This window comes from Amycolatopsis balhimycina FH 1894 (genome assembly GCF_000384295.1).
Lineage (GTDB): Bacteria > Actinomycetota > Actinomycetes > Mycobacteriales > Pseudonocardiaceae > Amycolatopsis > Amycolatopsis balhimycina.
This window is the reverse complement of the sequence record NZ_KB913037.1, coordinates 6,864,052-6,881,362: the sequence shown is the minus strand read 5'-3', so window position 1 is coordinate 6,881,362 and position 17,311 is coordinate 6,864,052. Positions and strand designations below refer to the sequence as shown.

Genomic DNA, 17,311 nt, shown 5'->3' with positions numbered 1-17,311 from the left:
GATCCCCTCGCGACGGCCTTCGGCCATTCCCCGGTCAGTACGGGAGCCGGCCTTCGGCGACACCGGTGACGGCCGCCTCGAACTGCTTCCGGACGTACTGCCAGAGGCCGCCACCCAGCGAAATCCTCGCCACCCCCAGTGCGGCGAGGCCTTCCAGACCCGGGCTGTCCGGCCAAGCGGCCGCGTTGACGGCCCCACCGACCCCCCGCACGAACTCCGCGATGAGTTCGGGCGTGCGCAGGTGGATCGGGTAAACGCAGTCGGCGCCGGCCCCGAAGTAGGCCTGCGCCCTGGCAATACCGGCTTCGAGCGCTTCACGGGCGTCGGCTCCCCGGAAGGAGTCGACGCGCGCGTTGATCACCAAGCCGTCCCCCGCCGCGGCACGCAGGGCGGCGATCCGCTCCGCCTGCCGGGCGACCGGCCGGACCTCGCCGGTGGCGTGGTCGGTGTCCTCGAAGTTGCAGCCGGCCGCGCCCGCGTCGAGCAGCCGGCCCGCCAGCTCGGCGCCGGACAGGCCGTAGCCCGACTCCGCGTCGACGGTGACCGGGACGCCGACCGCCTTCGCGATCCGCGCGGCGGCGGCGAACATCTCGTCGGCGGGCGCCGCCTCGCCGTCGGGGAACCCGAGCGCGGCCGCGACGGCGACCGAGCTGGTCGCCACCGCCGGGAACCCGGCGGCCTCGACGAGCTTCGCGGTGTCGGCGTCCCAGACGTTCGGCAGCACCAGCGGCCTGCCCGGGACGTGCAGCGCCTTGAGCGCGGCGGCGGTCACTCGTCCCGCTTCGGCAGCGGCGTGTGGCTGGTGATGGTCATCCGGTTCCAGCTGTTGATCGCGATGATCTCCCACGCGACCGCGCGGTACTGGTCTTCGGTGAACACCTTCGCCGCCTGCTCGTAGACGTCGTCGGGCACCGCCTGCGTCGCGGACAGCTTGGTCATCGCCTCGGTGAGGGCCAGTGCGGCCTGCTCCTGCTCGGTGAACAGGCCGGTCTCGCGCCAGCCGTCGAGCACGAACAGCCGCCGCGGCGACTCGCCCAGCTCGAGCGCGTCGCGGGTGTGCATGTCGAGGCAGTACGCGCAGCCGTTGAGCTGCGACGCGCGGGTCTTCACCAGCTCCAGGAGTTTCGGGTCGAGCCCGGCGTTGGCCCCGGCTTTGTTCACCTCGGCCTGCAGGCCGGCCATCGCCTGGTAGAGCTCGGGCGCGCCCCCGAGTCCGATGCGCTTGGTCATGCCGTTCACGCTAGCGGCGACTGGACCACGGGTATGGTCCAGTCACATGACGGATTCGTGGTCCAGTTCGGGGCTCGACGTCCACCTCGGCTGGCAGCCCTCGACGGGCCGCAGCGGGCTCGTGGCGGCGATCCGCGCGGCGATCCGGGAGGGCCGGTGGCAGCCGGGCGCGGCGGTGCCGTCGACCCGCGCATTGGCGCACGACCTGGGCGTCGCCCGCGGAACGGTCACCCGCGTGTACGCCGACCTCGCCGCCGAGGGCTACCTGCGCACGGCCCAGGGCGCGCCGACCAGGGTGGCGACGGCGGGCTCGCTCCCCCAGTCCGCGCCCCGGCAGGCGCCGCGCGACCCGGCGCCGCGCTGGGACCTGCGCCCGGGCCGCCCGGACCTGACGGCGTTCCCCCGGCATGCCTGGATCACCGCCACCCGGCGGGCCCTGCTGCGGACGCCGGCGGCGGCGTTCGGCTACGAGTCGGAACTGGGCGCGCCGGAACTGCGGGACACCCTCGCCGGCTACCTCGCCCGCGCCCGCGGAGTGGTCGCCGACCCGGCGCGGATCGTGGTGTGTCACGGGTATTCACACGCCGTCGCGGTGGTGTCCCGGGCGCTTGCCGGCCTGGGCGTCGGCGAAATGGCGTTCGAAAACCCTTCCCTGGCCACGTACCGCTCGATCGCGGCGGCACAGGGACCGCGGGTCGTCGGCGTTCCGGTCGACGAGCACGGGATCGACGTGTCCGCTTTGGACAGTCCGGCGGCGGTCGTGACGGCGGCGCACCAGTACCCCACCGGCGTCACGCTGGCCCCGCCCCGGCGGGCGGCGCTGGCCCGCTGGGCGAGCGAATCGGGCGCGTTCGTGCTGGAAGACGACTACGACGGCGAGTTCCGCTTCGACCGCCAGCAGGTCGGAGCGCTGCAGGCGCTGGCGCCGGAGCGGGTGGTGTACGCGGGCACGGCGAGCAAGACCCTGGCCCCGTCGCTGCGGCTGGCGTGGCTGGTGCTGCCGCGGACCCTGGTCGAACCGGTCCGCGCCGCGATGGCCGACAGCGGTTCACGCCCGGCGCTGCTGAATCAGCTGGCACTGGCCGAGCTGATCGACTCGGGCGCCTACGACCAGCACGTCCGCCGCAGCCGCGCGGAGTACCGCTCCCGCCGCGCCCGTCTCCTGGCGGCGTTGCCGGACTCGGTGCGGCCGTACGGCATCGCGGCGGGCCTGCACCTGCTGCTGACCCTGCCCCCGGACGGTCCCTCGGAGGCAACGGCCCTGGCGGCCTGCCGCCGCCGCTCGATCGGCATCGAGGGCCTGGGCAGCTACTGGATGACCCCGGACTGCCCGGGCGGCCTGATCGTCGGCTACGCGGCAACCCCGAAACACGCCTTCGCCGGCGCAACCCAGCATCTGGTGGAAGCCCTCTGGGAAATCACCGCCTGACCCACCCACTCCCGCCCCCAATCACACAAGTCCCGCCCCCAATCACGCGAGTCCCGCCCCCAATCACGCGAGTCCCGCCCCCAATCACACGAGCCGACCGCCCAGGCACACGAGCCGACCCTCCAATCACGCGAGTCGACCCTCCAATCACGCGTAATGCCCTTCCCATCACACGCGATGGCCGCGGGCCACCCTCAGCGGGTGGCCCGCGATCACCGTCAGAACCAGCAGTCCGGCCGGACGCGGAGCAGTTCCGTCCGCAGCACCGGCGTGCCGTCGACCGGCGCCGGGTCCTCCGCGGTCGGCTGGATCCCGCCGGCGGCAACCTTGTCGAGCGTCTTCAGCCCCTCGGCGCCGACCGTGCCGAACACCGTGTAGTTGGGCCGCAGCGCGGAATCGCCGTACACCACGAAGAACTGCGAACCGTTGGTGTCCGGCCCCGCGTTGGCCATCGCGAGCAGTCCTCGCGCGTACACCCGCCGCGCACCGGTCGGGTCGGTCGGCGCCGGCGGCAGGTCCACCGGCAGCTCGTCCTTGTACTTGTACCCCGGCCCGCCTTCGCCGGTCGCGGTCGGGTCGCCGCACTGCAGGACCTTCAGCGTCGGGTACGCGGTGAGCCGGTGGCACACCGTGTGATCGTAGAACCGGTGGCGCGCCAGGTGCAGGAAGCTCTGCACGGTGCACGGCGCCTTCGCGCGGTCGAGCCGCAGCGGAAGCGCGCCCTGGCTGGTCGGGATCGCGACGTCGACCTTGCCGTGGCCCGGCGTGTGCCGCGGGTCGGGTGGCAGCGGCACCGGCCGGGCGGGCGGTTCGTCGGGGGTTTCGGTGTACTGGCACGGCCCGTGAGTCGTCTTCGGCGGAGCGTCGGCCGCCGTGGCGACGCCGTTGCCCGCCACGAACAACGCGCCCGCCGCCAGCGCGGTGACGAGTGTTTTCTTCATCCTGCACGCCCTCCCAGTGATCGCCCGGTTCCGGAGCGCCCCGCAGTCTAGGCCCCGCCACCGACAGCCAGAACCGGCGAAAGTCGCCTGTGTCAGCCCATCGGGTGAACTCGGACGCGGGCCCCCCGGAAACTGTCGTACCCCCGGCGCACGATGGTCATCACGCGGCAAACCCGCCGCACACGAGGGAGGGCATCATGGCGTTTCAGCGAGGAACCGTTGCCGTGGCAAGGTTTCTGCTCGTACGGCTCGCGTCGGCGGTCCGGGCCGTATTAACCTCGCAGGTCCGCGATCAGTTCCTCGGCGGCGGCGAACGGATCGATCTCCCGGGCCACCACCCGCTCGGCCACCCCGGCCAGCCGTCCCCCGCCGCGCAGGTCCGCCAGCTCGGCCCGCAGCCGCCGCACGGCGATGGCCTCGACTTCGTCGCGCGCCCGGGCCGCCCGGCGCCGCGCCAGCTCGTCGTGCGCCACCAGCCAGTCATGGTGCGAGGACAGGGCCTTCACGAGCTCGTCGATGCCCTCGCCCTTCGCCGCGACGGTCCGCACGATCGGCTGGCGCCAGGCGGCTCCCCGGATCTCCCGGCGGGCCAGCGCGATCATCTGCTTGAGGTCGTGCACCGTCGCGTCGGCGCCCTCGCGGTCGGCCTTGTTGACGACGAAGACGTCGGCGATCTCGAGCACGCCGGCCTTCGCGGCCTGGATACCGTCGCCCATCCCCGGCGCGAGCAGCACCACCGTGGTGTCGGCCAGTTTCACGACGTCCACTTCGGACTGTCCGACGCCGACGGTCTCGATCAGCACGATGTCGAAGCCGGCGGCGTCGAGCACGCGCACCGCCTGCGGGGTCGCCCACGACAGCCCGCCGAGGTGCCCGCGCGTGGCCATCGAGCGGATGAACACTCCCGGATCGGTGGCGTGCTCGGTCATCCGGATCCGGTCGCCGAGCAGCGCACCGCCGGAAAACGGCGAAGACGGGTCGATCGCCAGGACACCGACCCGCTTGCCCTCCGCGCGCAACGCGGTGAGCAGCGCCGAAGTCGAGGTCGACTTGCCGACGCCGGGTGGCCCGGTGAGCCCGACGACCCGGGCCCGCCCGGTGTGCGGGGTCAGCGCCCGCGCGATCTCGGCGACGCGGGGGTGGGCGTCCTCGACGAGCGACAGCAGCCGCGCGACGGCACGGGGCTGCCCGTCCCGCGCGCGGCCGACGAGGTCGTCGAGGTCGAGTGGGCCGGCCACTTACGCGGACGGCACCCGCAGCAGCAGCGCGTCGCCCTGGCCGCCGCCACCGCACAGCGCGGCCGCGCCGAGCCCGCCACCGCGGCGGCGCAGTTCGTGGATGAGGTGCACGGCGAGCCGCGCGCCGGAGGCACCGATCGGGTGGCCGAGCGCGATGGCACCGCCGTTGACGTTGACCTTCTCGGGGTCGAGGCCGAGCTTCTCGGTGGAGACCAGCCCGACCGCGGCGAAGGCCTCGTTGATCTCGACGAGGTCGAGCGCGCCGGCGGTCAGGTTCGCCTTCGCCAGCGCGGCGAGGATGGCGTTCGACGGCTGCTCGTGCAGGCTCGCGTCGGGCCCGGCGACGACACCGTGCGCGCCGATCTCGGCGAGCGGTGTGATGCCGAGTTCCTCGGCCTTCGCCCTGCTGGCCACGACGACCGCGGCGGCGCCGTCGGAGATCTGCGAGGCCGAGCCCGCGGTGATGGTGCCATCGGAGGCGAAGGCGGGACGCAGCTTCGCGAGGCTCTCGGCGGTCGTTTCGGCGCGGACGCCTTCGTCGGTGTCGAAGACGACCGGGTCGCCCTTGCGCTGCGGGATGGAGACCGGCGCGATCTCGTCGGCGAAGTAGCCGTTCTTGATCGCCTCGGCGGCACGCTGGTGGGAGCGCGCGGAGAAGGCGTCCTGTTGCTCGCGGGTGACGCCGTAGCGGGCGTTGTACTTCTCCGTCGAGGAGCCCATGGCGACCTGGTCGAACGCGCAGAAGAGACCGTCGTAGGCCATGTGGTCGACGAGCGTGGTGTCGCCGTACTTGAAGCCGGAGCGGGACTTCGGCAGCAGGTGCGGCGCCTGGGTCATCGACTCCTGGCCGCCGGCGACGACGAGGTCGAACTCACCGGCGCGGATGAGCTGGTCGGCGAGCGCGATGGCGTCGAGGCCGGAGAGGCAGACCTTGTTGATCGTCAGCGCGGGCACGCTCATCGGGATGCCCGCGGCGACCGCGGCCTGGCGGGCCGGGATCTGGCCGGCGCCGGCGGTCAGCACCTGGCCCATGATCGTGTACTGCACCGCGTCCGGGGAGACCCCGGCGCGTTCGAGGGCCGCCTTGATCGCGACCCCGCCCAGCTGAGCCCCCGTGAAGTCCTTGAGGGAGCCCAGCAGGCGCCCGATCGGCGTACGGGCGGCACCCAGGATCACGGAACCGGACACGGCGTCCTCCAAGCATCGGCGCATGGGCAGTTTTGCCGACCATACCCGGGAGCAGGGCTTCTTGATGGAGCCAGTGTGAGGCGGGGCACGCGACGATTCCGGCTCGGCGCGGCGCGCGGGCCCCCTATCCTGCCTCCATGAATGACGCCCTGCGGCCGTTCGTGACGGCCATCGACCACGTCGGCATCGCGGTCCCGGACCTCGACGCGGCCATCGAGTTCCACCGCGCGCACTTCGGCCTCGAAGTCGCGCACGAGGAGGTGAACGAGGAGCAGGGGGTGCGGGAGGCGATGCTGCGCGCGCCCGGCACGGCGGGCACCGAGACGCAGATCCAGTTGCTGGCACCGTTGCGCGAAGACTCGGCGATCGGCAAGTTCCTGGCCAAGAGCGGCCCCGGGCTGCAGCAGCTGGCGTACCGCGTGTCCGATGTGGACGCCGCGGCGGCGGCCCTGCGCGAACAGGGCTTGCGCCTGCTGTACGAGGAGGCGAAACGGGGAACGTCGAACAGCCGGGTGAACTTCGTCCACCCGAAGGACGCCGGCGGCGTCCTGGTGGAGCTGGTGGAGCCGGCGAAGGACGGCGCCCCGCACTGAGCGCGGCCGGCCCGTTCCGGCGCAAGGGTTCCGGCGTGACGAAACCGAACGCCGGTGCCGGGAACCGGGCGGGTGCCCCGAGGGGATACCTGCCGAGCGCACCTCGGACGCCGGCCCACCTGGCGGGCTAGGCGGGTGCCGCCTTGGCGGACAGCGCGTCGGCGATGAAGGTCAGCTCGCCGTCGAACTCGGCGGGCAGGTCGTCTTCCGAGTGCCGGGCCGTGGCGTGGCGGTGGCTGACCGCGCGGGCCAGCAGGCCGGACGCCCGCTCGACGTCGGCCGGCGGGAGCCCGCCGCCGGTGGCCGCCACGATCACCGCGCGGACCTGCCGGACGAGGACCTGGAAGCGTTCGTGGAGGGCGTCGCGGACGACGTGGTGGGTGTCGGCCTCGCGCCACAGGAGGTGGGAGAGGCCGAGAGACCGGCTGAAGCGGTGGTCGAGTTCGCGGACGAGCCGCCGCAGGCTGCCCACGAGGTCGCCGGGGACGACGACCACGGCCGGCTCGATGCGCTCGTCGGGCAGCCGCTCGACGAGCGCGGTGAGCAGATCCGACTTGTGCCGGAAGTAGTAGTGCACCAGCCCCTTCGGCACCCCGGCCCGCTCGGCGATGCGGGAGGTCGGGGTGGCGTCGAAGCCGGACTCGGCGAAGAGCGCCTCGGCGGCGCAGAGAATGCGCTCCTTCGCCGAATCCTCGGTCATTCCGGTGCCTCCTGGTGCGTCAGTGCTGGCCTGCCGTGCGGTGGGCGGCGTTCGCGACCGGCATCGCCGCCGCGCCGGCGATGACCGTCAGCACGCCGGCGATCCAGGACGTCCAGGACGCGCCGTTGAACTCGGTGTAGCTCATCACCCACGGCGCGATGAAGAGCAGCACGCCGAGCGCGATCTGGACGCCTTCGCCGTAGACCATGCCCGGCATCGCCAGCGAGACGAGGCCGTCGAGAGCGATCAAGGCACCCAGGACGACCATCGTCCACATCGCGGTCGTGTCCGTGCTCAGCCAAAGGGGTGAAAGAGCGGCGACCACCCCGATGACGACCTCGGCCCAATCGTGGGGCCGGGTCCATGCGCGCGTAGAGACTTCACTCATTCGTGCTCACCTCCGTCGGTGAAACTGCTGGCCGGGTGGGTGTACCCGGTTTCAATGATCCGCTTGACTGGCCAGCCGGTCAAGATATCCGGGTCACAGTTCGGCGTGTGAGGGTGCCGCTCGTCTCGTACAGTTGTGGGCGCGTGTTACCGGCGGGTAATTTCTGGCGCCAACGCCGTTGACCCCCATCTCCGCGGAGGAACCGATGACGCAGCTCGGCGAGATCCAGCAGGCCATCTTGAACGGCGAGTCCGCCGCGGTCGGCTCGTTGCCCGTGCCCGAGAGCTACCGCGGGGTGACCGTGCGCGCGGACGAGGTCGACATGTTCGAAGGCCTCGAGAGCCGGGACAAGGACCCCCGCAAGTCCCTGCACGTCGACGAGGTCCCCGTCCCGGAGCTGGGCCCCGGCGAGGCGCTGGTCGCCGTGATGGCGAGCGCCATCAACTACAACACCGTGTGGACGTCGATCTTCGAGCCGATCCCCACGTTCAAGTTCCTCAAGAAGTACGGGAAGCTCTCGCCGCTGGCCAAGCGGCACGACCTGCCCTACCACGTCGTCGGCTCCGACCTGGCCGGCGTCGTGCTGCGGACCGGCGTCGGCGTGCACAACTGGAAGCCGGGCGACGAGGTCGTCGCGCACTGCCTGAACGTCGAGCTCGAAAGCCCGGACGGGCACAACGACACGATGCTCGACACCGAGCAGCGGATCTGGGGCTTCGAGACGAACTTCGGCGGGCTCGCCGAGATCGCGCTGGTCAAGGCCAACCAGCTGATGCCGAAGCCGGACCACCTGACCTGGGAAGAGGCCGCCTCCCCCGGCCTGGTCAACTCGACCGCCTACCGCCAGCTCGTCTCGCGCAACGGCGCGGACATGAAGCAGGGTGACGTCGTCCTGATCTGGGGCGCCTCGGGCGGCCTCGGCTCCTACGCGACGCAGTACGCGCTGAACGGCGGCGCGATCCCGGTGTGCGTCGTGTCCAGCCCGGAGAAGGCGGCGATCTGCCGGAAGCTCGGCGCCGAGCTGATCATCGACCGCAGCGCCGAGGACTACAAGTTCTGGAAGAGCGACACCGAGCAGGACCCGAAGGAATGGCAGCGCTTCGGCGCGAAGATCCGCGAGCTGACCGGCGGCGAGGACCCGGACATCGTGTTCGAGCACCCGGGCCGGGAGACGTTCGGCGCGTCCGTCTACGCCGCGCGCAAGGGCGGCACGATCGTCACGTGCGCGTCGACCTCGGGATACATGCACCAGTACGACAACCGCTACCTGTGGATGAACCTGAAGCGGATCATCGGCTCCCACTTCGCGAACTACCGCGAGTCCTGGGAGGCGAACCGGCTGATCGCGAAGGGGCTGATCCACCCGACGCTCTCCAAGACCTACCCGCTCGAGGAGACCGGGCAGGCCGCGCTGGACGTGCACCGCAACGCCCACCAGGGCAAGGTCGGCGTGCTCGCGCTCGCCCCGCAAGAAGGCCTCGGCGTCCGCAACGAGGAGAAGCGCGCGAAGCACCTCGACGCGATCAACGCGTTCCGCGGCGCTTGAGCCGCGAAGGCGCCGGGAGCGGTCGCGCTCCCGGCGTCGGAAATCGCCGAAGAGCAGCGGAAATCCGCCAGTTCCCTTCACCGCGGCAGACGGCGCGTTCGGCGCACGGCCCGGGTGCTCACCCTTCCGTGACCGGACTGCGACTACGGTAGGGCCATGAGCCTTGGCGATGAACGGGAGCTTGTGCCGCTGGGAGCCGGCTTCGACGTAGCGAAGCGCGGGTACAGCCGAGCGCAGGTCGACGAGCACCTCGAACGGCTGGACGCCGACCTGAAGATGCTCACCGCGGATCGGGACGCCGCCATCGCGCAGGCCGGCGACCTGGCCCGGCAGCTGGAGATCTCCCGCGGCGAGATCGCGGACCTGCGCGGGCAGGTCGACCGGCTGGCCCAGCCGCCGACGAGCGTCGAAGGCCTGTCCGAGCGGCTGCAGCGGATGCTGCGCCTGGCTCAGGACGAGTCGGCCGACACCCGCGCTCGCGCCGAAGCCGAGGCCGGGCACATCCGGGCCAAGGCGGAGACGGACGCGAGCGCCATGCGCGCCCGGTACGAGCAGCTGCTCACCGAACTCGACCTGCGGCGCAAGGAGATGGAGGCGGAGCACCGCAAGGTGCTCGAAGACGCCCGCGCGCAGGCCAAGGAGATCACCGACAAGGCCGAGGCGGAGCGCAAGCGGCTCGACACCGAGTCCTCGGACCGCCGCACGAAGGTCGAAGAGGACTTCGAGATCGCGATGGCCTCGCGCCGCACCGAGGCGATGCGGGTGCTGGCCGAGCAGGAGGCGGCGAGCAAGGCCGAAGCCGCGCGGCGCGTCCAGGAGGCCACGCAGGACGCCGCCGACATCCGCGCGAAGGTCCTCGAAGAGGAGAAGGCCGCCAGGGCCGACATCGACCGCCGCCAGCGGGAATCGGTCGCGGAGGCGAACAAGCGCCGCCAGGACTCGATCACCGAGGCGAACGCCCGGCTCGCGGAGGCGGCCGACGAGGCGCGGCGCCGCGTGACGGCGGCGACCGAGGAGTCGAACCGGCGGATCACCCAGGCGAACGAGCGGGTCGACGCGCTGCGGAAGGTGCGCGGCGGGCTGGCCGAGCAGGTGCGCTCGGCGCGGGCGGTGCTGGCCGAGGCGCACACCGTCCTCGGCGACGACGTGAAGGTCCCCGCGGACATCACGGCCGACCTGACCGCGGACCGGACCGGCAAGACCGGCCAGGACCAGAAGCCCGGGGACGACACCGAGAAGACGGTCCGGGTGACCGACGTCGAAGAGACGATCCGGATCCGCGCCGCCGACGTGCCGAAGCCCAAGCCCGGTACCCGGCCCGGGACCAAGCCCGCCCCCACAGCGTCCCCCAAAGCAGCGCCGAAGCCGGCTCCGCGGCCGAGCGGAGCGCAGAAAGCGACTGGCGAGTAACCTTCCACCCGACACGGGCGCGGACGAGCCTGCGCGGCCGGCACCGGCCGGCCATCGTCCCTGCTCACGCGGGATAACCTGGAGGTTTTGCGCATGGGTGCGGCATATCGGACCGTGGTGGTGGGCACGGACGGCTCGGAGTCCTCGTTCGCGGCGGTGGACCGGGCGGCGGCGGTGGCCGGTGACGCGGGCGCGACGCTCGTCATCGCGTGTGCGTACTACCCGGCCAGCCAGTCCGACGTCGACAAGGCCCAGGACGCCCTCGGCGAAGAGGCGTACCAGGTCGTCGGCTCGGCACCGGCCGAAGACACCCTGCAGTCGGCCCGGGACCGCGCGGCACGCGCGGGAGCCGAGAAGATCGACACGGTCGCGATGAAGGGCGACCCGGTCGACTCGCTGCGCAAGGTCGTGCGCGAGCGCGAGGCCGACCTGCTGGTGGTCGGGAACCGGGGGCTGAACACGATCGCCGGCCGCATCCTGGGCTCGGTGCCGTCGGAGGTCGCCCGCAAGTCCGGTGTGGACGTGCTGATCGTCCACACGACCTGACGTGGTCGATTCGAGCGAAGAGCTCCAGCAGCGGCTCGAACGCGTCCTGCTCGGCGGCAGGCGGAAGTACACCCGGCTCGAGGTGGCGGAGAAGGCCGGCGTGCCCGACGACCGGTCACGCCGCCTCTGGCGCGCCCTGGGCTTCGCGACGGTGCGCGACGACGAGGTGGTCTTCACCGACGCGGACGTCGAGGCGATGCGGACCGCGGACCAGCTGGTCCAGTCGGGGCTGATCGACCCGAGCATCGAGGTGTCGGTGACGCGCGCGCTCGGCCAGCACCTGTCGCGGCTGGCCGAGTGGCAGGTCGACATGCTGTGGGCGCTGATCACCGAGCAGCCGGAGCTGGGTGGCAGTGAGCGGCAGATCGCCCGGCTGGTGGACCGGTTGCTGCCGGAGCTGGAGCGGGTGCAGAACTTCGTCTGGCGGCGCCACCTGGCCGCGTACGCGGGACGCGCGCTGGCCGCGCCGGACGAGCACCTCGAAACCCGCACCCAGGTGGTCGGCTTCGTCGACATGGTGGGCTACACGCGGCTGACGCGCCAGATCGACGAAGAAGAGCTGAGCCGCGTGCTCGACGCGTTCGAGACGCTGGCGACGGAGGTGATCGCCGAGCACCACGGCCGGGTGGTGAAGATGATCGGCGACGAGGTCCTGTTCGTCGCCGACGCGCCGGTCGACGCGGCGGAGATAGCGCTGACGCTGACCGAACGCACCTCGGCGGACGAGAACCTGCCTTCGGTCCGCGCGGGCATGGCCTCGGGCCGGATCTTGTCGCGCTTCGGCGACGTCTACGGCTCGGTGGTGAACTTGGCGGCCCGCCTGACGTCGGTGGCCCGCCCTGGCACGATCCTGGTCGATCGCGAGCTGGCGGCGGAGCTGTCGGAGGAGAAGGCGTACGAGCTGAGGCCCCGCAGGCCGGTGACGGTCCGGGGCTACAACCGCCTCCGCCCGGCAGCGTTGCGGCGGGCCCGGGAAGCGCCGACGGGCATGTTCGCGAGTTCCCAGCAACTGGCGGCGGAGATGCTGGGCCTCACCGAGCCCGTATCCAGGAATGCCGAAGGCGCCGAGGAGGAAACCGCATCGGCAGCCGAGCCCTCGGACGCCACCCGTTCCGGCAAGTCTTCCGACGCCGTCCCTCGCCTCCGCGGCAGGCGGCGTCGGCGCGTCCTCTGACGGTTACCGAGGGGTTTCCCGTTACCTGCCCGTGCAGTCAACAGGAAACTCCTTGTCGCCGGAATGTGAAGGACAAATCCTGGACGAGAACCGAGCCAAGCTCGTTTTGCATTCCGTCTCCCGACGCCGTCTGCCAGCTCCGGACGAAGCATCGGGCCGAAGGTCCCCCTGTTGGCGCAGGGGGACTTTCACATCCTTCGCCCGGTCTCGGGCCTCCGACCACCGCGGGATACCCGACGGCGGACGTCCCGTTTCTCGTTTCGCGCTGAGCGAGCAACAAGAAACTTCTTGCCGGACGGTACTGCCGGACGAATCCTGGACAACAACCGGACGCAGGCCTTCTCGCATTCGGTTTTCGATGCGGTCTGCCGTTTCCGGGCGAAGCATCGAGACGCAGTTCCTTCTGTTGGCGCGGAGGGGTCTGTACCGCCTTCACGTCGATCGACTCCGCTCTCAGGCCCCCGAGGGCTGGCCAAGACGATGGTGCGCGTTGCATCATGGAGCCGCCTGAGCGACCTCGGAGGCCCGGTAGCGCCAACTGCCGGGCAGCACGGACCAGCCGACCAGCCCGGGCGAGAAGCCTTCGTCCGGAGCTGAGCAGAAGTGCGGTGGTGTCCGATGATTCACGGGTTCCTTCTCCCCACGATCGGCATGTCCTGGCCGCGGCCGGATCGTCGATGGCGCGAGAAGCCCATCGATGGACGCTGCTGAGCCCGAGCGAGGGCCGATGCCCGATTTCGGGACGGAGCTGAAACGCCGGCGCACGTCGGCAGGGATGTCGCTCACCGGCCTGGCCGCGGCGGTCCACTTCACCAAGGGCTATCTCAGCAAGGTCGAGAACGGCAAAGTCCGGGTGAACCGAGATCTCGCGAAGTCCTGCGACCAAGCCCTCGACGCACGCGGTGAGCTGCTCGCCCTCGTGCCTGAGAACACGCCGCGTGCAGCTCTACAAGCGAGACTGCCGGCCGCAGACCTCACACGTGAGCCCGATGACGCCCCGGTGGTGATCGGAACAGCGGCGTTGGCGATCATGGGAGAGCTGCTCAAGCAGTACCGGGGACTCGCTCGTATCGCGGCACCGCGGCTGGTGGCCCCCGCCGTTCGCGACCTGGCTCTCCGCCTGCAACAGCACCTCGGCCGACGGGACGAAACTGTCAGTGTGCTCGCCGCCCGAGCTGCCGAGCTCGCCGGATGGATCGAGCAGGAGATCGGCGACGTGCGCGCGGCACGTCAGTGGACCGTCCAGTCGGGAGAGCTCGCCCGAGCGGCCGGACGGGACGATCTCGTCGGCTTCGCTCACCTGCGACTGGCCGATATCGCGCTCGAAGCCGAGGAGCACGAGTCCGCGCTCGCGCACGTCGTGACCGCCGGGCGGTGGTTCGAGGCAGGCGATCCTTGGCTGCGGGGCCTGCTGGCCATCCGGGAAGCTCGGGTTCACGCGCTGAGGAAAGACCCCGCCGGCCTCCGGGCTGCGCTGACCTCGGTGGAGTGCATGCCCACCGGCAATGTCGGCGAGTACGGCGAGGACAGCAGCCTCGACGCCGAAGTCCACCGCGCGGTCACCGAAGGGTGGGCGCTGTTCGAACTGGGCGACGGTTCTCCGGCCACTTCACGCGCTCTCCAGGAAGCGCTGGAGACGGTACCGATGGACAACCCGCGGTGGCGTCATCGGGTACAGGCGCGGCTGGCTCTGGCCCAAGCCGAAGCGGGCGACGTCGACGCAGCAAGTGCGCACGTCATCAGCCTGGCCGACGACGCACGCGTGCTCGAATCCGCTACCGCCCAGCTGGACCTGCGCCGGTTGCGTACCGCTCTGGGAAAGGGGAACGGCAAGAAGGTCGACGAGGTCCGTGCTCTCCTCGCAGAGCCGCTGGGGCCCGGCCGGGATCCGGCCCGGGGATGGTGAATCCCATGGCCGAACCCGGCACGTCAGAGCTGCCGACAGGCATCTGCGCTCTCATCGGGTACGTCGTCAGTGGCAAAACGCGAACCGAGAACCTGCTGCGCCTGATCAAGGCCGCCACCCTCTCGGTCATCAGTGTGCTGCTCGTCGTCTCGATCATCGCCGGCAGCGTGCCGGCGGCCACGGGCCACGTCGCCGGTGGTCTGGCCTTGCTCGCGGGAGCTGTCACGTCTCCCGTCGTGGGCGGACTGAGCTGGAAGGGTTTCATCCGTCTGCGCGCCGCCCTTCAGCGACGCAAGCACTTCAGGCGTCGAAGTCGACCGTGAGTGTCTCCGAGACCGGGTACGACTGGCACGTCAGGACGAAGCCCGCCGCCACCTCCGCCTTCTCCAGGGCGAAGTTCCGTCGCAGGTCGACCTTGCCCTCCGTCACCCTGGCCCGGCAGGTTCCGCACACCCCGCCCTTGCAGGCGAACGGCAGGTCCGGGCGGAACTTCTGCGCGCCGTCCAGCACCGACGTCGACCGGGGCAGCGTCATCGGTGTCGAACGGCCGTCCAGGACCAGCGTCACTTCCGAAGACTCACCCGAAACCGCCGGGTCGAGATGCTCCACCGGGGCCGGTGGCGTGTCCACGTAGAACAGCTCCTGGTGCACCCGCGACTCCGGTACCCCCAGGGACGTCAAGAGGTCCCTGGCTCCGGAAACCATCTCGAACGGGCCGCACAGCCACCAGTGGTCCACGGAAGCCGCCGGCACCAAAGAGGAAAACAGCGCCCGCAGCTTCGGGACGTCCAGGCGGCCCGTGAACAGCTCCGCCTCCCGCGGCTCCCGGGACAGCACGTGGATCAGCTCCAGCCGCGACGGCGCGCTGTCCTTCAGGTCCGCCAGCTCGTCCGCGAACATCACCGTGTCCGTGCGGCGGTTGCCGTACAGCACCGTCACCGTCGCCGTCGAAAACCGGAGCAGCGAGGACACGATCGACAGCACCGGGGTGATGCCCGAGCCCGCCGCGATCAGGACGTGGTGGCCGCCCGAGGCCAGGTCCGGGGTGAACGAACCCGTCGGCGGGGCCACCTCGATCGTGTCGCCGACGCCGACCTCGCTCACCAGCCACGACGAGAACAGGCCGTCCGGCACCAGCCGCACGCCGACCCGGGGTGGCGCGCCCGACGGGGCGCAGATCGAGTACGACCGGCGCTCGTCGCGGCCGTCGATCGATCGCCGCAGCGTCAGCGATTGCCCCGGCTTGAAGTCGAATTCGGAGGCCAGGGAAGAAGGCACGTCGAACGTCACCGCGACCGCGTCGTCGCACAGCCGCTCGACCCCCGCCACCGTCAGCTCGTGGAACCGCGCCACCTCAGATCTCCTTGACGTGCTCGAACGGCTCGAGACACGCGCGGCAGCGCCGAAGCGCCTTGCACGCCGTCGCGCCGAAACGGGACTGCTCTTCGGTGTCCGCGGAACCGCAGTGCGGACACGACACAAGCGTGACCGGCGCCGACAGCGTCAGCGGGATCGGGCCTGACCGCCGCGGCGCCGCGGCCGGTGGGGCGATGCCGGCCGCGGCCAGCTTTTCCCGCCCCGACAAGGAAATCCAGTCCGATGTCCACGCCGGCGACAGCTGCGTCCGGATCTCGACGTCCGAGTAGCCCGCCGCGAGCAGCGCGTGCTCCAGGTCGTCGCGCATGGTGTCCATCGCCGGGCAGCCCGTGTACGTCGGCGTGATCGCGACGACCACGCGCCCCTCGGACTCGGACACCGAGCGCAGCACGCCCAGGTCCGCCAGCGTCAGCATCGGCAGCTCGGGGTCGGTGACCGTGGCGGCCACGGCCTCGGCGGTCACCATTTCGCGTCCGGCATCGCCCGGGCCACGCTCTGCAGCTCCGCCAGCAGGAACCCCAGCTGCTCGGTGTGGACGCCGTCGCGGCCCGTCCGGCCCGACACCCCGGCCAGCTCACCCGACGACGGCCGCGCCAGCGAAGCCGCGGCGAGGGCCTGGTCCAGCACCGCGTCGAACTCTGGCCGCAGGGACGCCGCGTCCACGAGTTCCAGCGAGTGCGCGCGGAACAGCTCCCCCACGTACGGCCAGACCGCGTCGAGCCCCTCCTGCATCCGCGAGTGCGACAACGGCGTGCCGTCGCCGAGGCGGACCAGCCACTGCGCCGCGTAGTCGCGGTGGTAGGTCACCTCCTTGACGCCCTTGTCCGCGATCGCCGCCAGCACCGGGTCCACCGACGAAACCAGCCGCTGGAGCAGCGCCAGCCGCCACGTCGAGAACACGAACAGCCGCGCGATCAGGTGCCCGAAGTGCCCGCCGCCCAGCTCCGCGAGCCGGACGTTGCGGAACTCGTTCTCCATGCGCCCGAACGCGTAGGAGTCCTCCGAGCGACCGGAGCCGTCGGCCTTGCCGGCCCGGGCCAGCAGCAGCCGCGCCTGGCCGAGCAGGTCGAGGGCGATGTTCGCGATGGCGACCTCGTCCTCCAGCTCCGGCGCGTTGGTGCACCACTCCTGGAGCCGGTGGGAGAAGATCAGCGCGTCGTCGCCCAGCATCAGGCAGTAGGCCGACAGCCGCGCACCGTCCACACCGGACGGTACCGAGGTGTCCACTCCGGACAGCGAGTCTTCGAAGCCGGTGCCGAACGCCCAGCGGGCGTCGTTCTCCTCGGTGATGGCCTCGTACACGTTGTCGAAACTCATATGTGCGGCACCTCCTCGGGAATGTCGTAGAACGTCGGGTGCCGGTACACCTTGTCGCCGCTGGGCGCGAAGAACGGGTCCTTCTCGTCCGGCGACGACGCCGTGATGTCCGAGGCGCGCACCACCCAGATCGACACGCCCTCGTTGCGGCGCGTGTAGAGGTCACGCGCGTGGTGCAGCGCCATCTGGTCGTCGGCCGCGTGCAGCGACCCGACGTGCACGTGGTTCAGCCCGCGCTTGCCTCGGACGAACACCTCGTACAGCGGCCAGTCGTGCTTGATCGGGCCCGGGGCGGCGGGGACGCCTTCCAGCGGGACGGCGCCGTGGC

The 17,311-nt window shown here is 71.3% G+C and carries 19 protein-coding genes; 8 read left to right on the top strand and 11 right to left on the bottom strand.

Going from position 1 to position 17,311, the window contains the following annotated elements; translation table 11 throughout:
- Nucleotides 1–34: 34 nt before the first annotated feature.
- Nucleotides 35–772 carry an isocitrate lyase/PEP mutase family protein gene (locus A3CE_RS0131530; protein WP_020644096.1) on the bottom strand — a complete coding sequence of 246 codons (738 nt, stop codon included), beginning with the start codon at nucleotides 770–772 and terminating at the stop codon, nucleotides 35–37.
- Entirely contained in the window at nucleotides 769–1,230 is a 462-nt protein-coding gene (locus A3CE_RS0131525) for a carboxymuconolactone decarboxylase family protein (protein WP_026469065.1), read from the bottom strand. The genes A3CE_RS0131530 and A3CE_RS0131525 overlap by 4 nt, the downstream gene beginning before the upstream one ends.
- A gap of 46 nt (nucleotides 1,231–1,276) precedes the next feature.
- Between A3CE_RS0131525 and pdxR the strand changes: the two genes are divergently transcribed.
- Nucleotides 1,277–2,659 (top strand): MocR-like pyridoxine biosynthesis transcription factor PdxR, encoded by a 1,383-nt coding sequence (gene pdxR, locus A3CE_RS0131520; RefSeq protein ID WP_020644094.1) that lies wholly within the window; start codon nucleotides 1,277–1,279, stop codon nucleotides 2,657–2,659.
- Nucleotides 2,660–2,877: 218 nt separating this feature from the next.
- Here the strand turns inward: pdxR and A3CE_RS0131515 are convergent, their stop codons facing one another.
- The 3 genes from A3CE_RS0131515 to A3CE_RS0131505 all read right to left on the bottom strand — a co-directional run bounded on the left by A3CE_RS0131515 (nucleotide 2,878) and on the right by A3CE_RS0131505 (nucleotide 6,026).
- Nucleotides 2,878–3,600, bottom strand: coding sequence for a peptidylprolyl isomerase (locus tag A3CE_RS0131515; RefSeq protein ID WP_020644093.1), 723 nt, complete (start codon nucleotides 3,598–3,600; stop codon nucleotides 2,878–2,880).
- A gap of 272 nt (nucleotides 3,601–3,872) precedes the next feature.
- A complete protein-coding gene (gene meaB, locus A3CE_RS0131510) occupies nucleotides 3,873–4,838 on the bottom strand; it encodes a methylmalonyl Co-A mutase-associated GTPase MeaB (RefSeq protein ID WP_020644092.1) in 966 nt (321 codons plus the stop codon).
- A complete protein-coding gene (locus A3CE_RS0131505; RefSeq protein WP_020644091.1) occupies nucleotides 4,839–6,026 on the bottom strand; it encodes an acetyl-CoA C-acetyltransferase in 1,188 nt (395 codons plus the stop codon).
- A 137-nt stretch (nucleotides 6,027–6,163) separates the two neighbouring features.
- Here A3CE_RS0131505 and mce point away from each other — a divergent pair, with 137 nt between their 5' ends.
- Entirely contained in the window at nucleotides 6,164–6,619 is a 456-nt protein-coding gene (gene mce / locus A3CE_RS0131500) for a methylmalonyl-CoA epimerase (RefSeq protein WP_026469064.1), read from the top strand.
- Nucleotides 6,620–6,746: 127 nt separating this feature from the next.
- Here the strand turns inward: mce and A3CE_RS0131495 are convergent, their stop codons facing one another.
- Together A3CE_RS0131495 and A3CE_RS51930 are read right to left on the bottom strand one after the other, a co-directional pair.
- Complete coding sequence (locus A3CE_RS0131495) at nucleotides 6,747–7,319, bottom strand: TetR/AcrR family transcriptional regulator (protein ID WP_020644089.1); 573 nt, start codon at nucleotides 7,317–7,319, stop codon at nucleotides 6,747–6,749.
- 19 nt (nucleotides 7,320–7,338) lie between these two features.
- Nucleotides 7,339–7,707, bottom strand: coding sequence for an SPW repeat domain-containing protein (locus A3CE_RS51930; protein WP_026469063.1), 369 nt, complete (start codon nucleotides 7,705–7,707; stop codon nucleotides 7,339–7,341).
- A gap of 205 nt (nucleotides 7,708–7,912) precedes the next feature.
- On the opposite strand from A3CE_RS51930, the gene ccrA reads away from it, so the two are divergent.
- The 6 genes from ccrA to A3CE_RS51925 all read left to right on the top strand — a co-directional run bounded on the left by ccrA (nucleotide 7,913) and on the right by A3CE_RS51925 (nucleotide 14,612).
- Entirely contained in the window at nucleotides 7,913–9,253 is a 1,341-nt protein-coding gene (ccrA, locus tag A3CE_RS0131485) for a crotonyl-CoA carboxylase/reductase (protein WP_020644087.1), read from the top strand.
- Nucleotides 9,254–9,436: 183 nt separating this feature from the next.
- The gene (locus A3CE_RS0131480) at nucleotides 9,437–10,663 is read left to right on the top strand and encodes a coiled-coil domain-containing protein (RefSeq protein WP_020644086.1); all 1,227 of its coding nucleotides are present in this window, start codon (nucleotides 9,437–9,439) and stop codon (nucleotides 10,661–10,663) included.
- A gap of 93 nt (nucleotides 10,664–10,756) precedes the next feature.
- Nucleotides 10,757–11,209: a universal stress protein gene (locus A3CE_RS0131475; RefSeq protein WP_043791178.1), complete on the top strand. Its 453-nt coding sequence runs from the start codon at nucleotides 10,757–10,759 to the stop codon at nucleotides 11,207–11,209.
- A gap of 1 nt (nucleotide 11,210) precedes the next feature.
- Nucleotides 11,211–12,383, top strand: a complete 1,173-nt coding sequence (locus A3CE_RS0131470; RefSeq protein WP_020644084.1) for an adenylate/guanylate cyclase domain-containing protein — start codon at nucleotides 11,211–11,213, stop codon at nucleotides 12,381–12,383.
- Nucleotides 12,384–13,080: 697 nt separating this feature from the next.
- On the top strand, nucleotides 13,081–14,289 hold the full coding sequence (locus A3CE_RS0131465) for a helix-turn-helix domain-containing protein (RefSeq protein ID WP_245589617.1): 1,209 nt from the start codon (nucleotides 13,081–13,083) through the stop codon (nucleotides 14,287–14,289).
- Between the two features lie 5 nt (nucleotides 14,290–14,294).
- On the top strand, nucleotides 14,295–14,612 hold the full coding sequence (locus A3CE_RS51925) for a hypothetical protein (RefSeq protein WP_020644082.1): 318 nt from the start codon (nucleotides 14,295–14,297) through the stop codon (nucleotides 14,610–14,612).
- Here A3CE_RS51925 and paaE read toward each other — a convergent pair.
- From paaE to paaB, 4 genes are read right to left on the bottom strand one after another with little or no spacing between them, the layout of a single operon-like run.
- Entirely contained in the window at nucleotides 14,590–15,642 is a 1,053-nt protein-coding gene (gene paaE, locus A3CE_RS0131455; RefSeq protein ID WP_020644081.1) for a 1,2-phenylacetyl-CoA epoxidase subunit PaaE, read from the bottom strand. The genes A3CE_RS51925 and paaE overlap by 23 nt on opposite strands.
- 1 nt (nucleotide 15,643) lies before the next feature.
- Nucleotides 15,644–16,132: a 1,2-phenylacetyl-CoA epoxidase subunit PaaD gene (paaD, locus tag A3CE_RS0131450; RefSeq protein WP_020644080.1), complete on the bottom strand. Its 489-nt coding sequence runs from the start codon at nucleotides 16,130–16,132 to the stop codon at nucleotides 15,644–15,646.
- Nucleotides 16,126–16,983 carry a 1,2-phenylacetyl-CoA epoxidase subunit PaaC gene (gene paaC, locus A3CE_RS0131445; RefSeq protein WP_020644079.1) on the bottom strand — a complete coding sequence of 286 codons (858 nt, stop codon included), beginning with the start codon at nucleotides 16,981–16,983 and terminating at the stop codon, nucleotides 16,126–16,128. Before paaC ends, paaD begins: the two co-directional genes overlap by 7 nt.
- Entirely contained in the window at nucleotides 16,980–17,264 is a 285-nt protein-coding gene (paaB, locus tag A3CE_RS51920) for a 1,2-phenylacetyl-CoA epoxidase subunit PaaB (protein ID WP_043792750.1), read from the bottom strand. Before paaB ends, paaC begins: the two co-directional genes overlap by 4 nt.
- Nucleotides 17,265–17,311: the final 47 nt, after the last annotated feature.

Coding starts and splice junctions, on each gene's coding strand:
- A3CE_RS51925 (WP_020644082.1), top strand. CDS start 14,295: ATGGCCGAACCCGGCACGTCAGAGCTGCCGACAGGCATCTGCGCTCTC.
- pdxR (WP_020644094.1), top strand. CDS start 1,277: ATGACGGATTCGTGGTCCAGTTCGGGGCTCGACGTCCACCTCGGCTGG.
- A3CE_RS0131465 (WP_245589617.1), top strand. CDS start 13,081: ATGGACGCTGCTGAGCCCGAGCGAGGGCCGATGCCCGATTTCGGGACG.
- paaD (WP_020644080.1), bottom strand. CDS start 16,132: ATGGTGACCGCCGAGGCCGTGGCCGCCACGGTCACCGACCCCGAGCTG.
- paaC (WP_020644079.1), bottom strand. CDS start 16,983: ATGAGTTTCGACAACGTGTACGAGGCCATCACCGAGGAGAACGACGCC.
- mce (WP_026469064.1), top strand. CDS start 6,164: ATGAATGACGCCCTGCGGCCGTTCGTGACGGCCATCGACCACGTCGGC.
- A3CE_RS51930 (WP_026469063.1), bottom strand. CDS start 7,707: ATGAGTGAAGTCTCTACGCGCGCATGGACCCGGCCCCACGATTGGGCC.
- ccrA (WP_020644087.1), top strand. CDS start 7,913: ATGACGCAGCTCGGCGAGATCCAGCAGGCCATCTTGAACGGCGAGTCC.
- A3CE_RS0131515 (WP_020644093.1), bottom strand. CDS start 3,600: ATGAAGAAAACACTCGTCACCGCGCTGGCGGCGGGCGCGTTGTTCGTG.
- A3CE_RS0131525 (WP_026469065.1), bottom strand. CDS start 1,230: ATGACCAAGCGCATCGGACTCGGGGGCGCGCCCGAGCTCTACCAGGCG.
- A3CE_RS0131495 (WP_020644089.1), bottom strand. CDS start 7,319: ATGACCGAGGATTCGGCGAAGGAGCGCATTCTCTGCGCCGCCGAGGCG.
- A3CE_RS0131475 (WP_043791178.1), top strand. CDS start 10,757: ATGGGTGCGGCATATCGGACCGTGGTGGTGGGCACGGACGGCTCGGAG.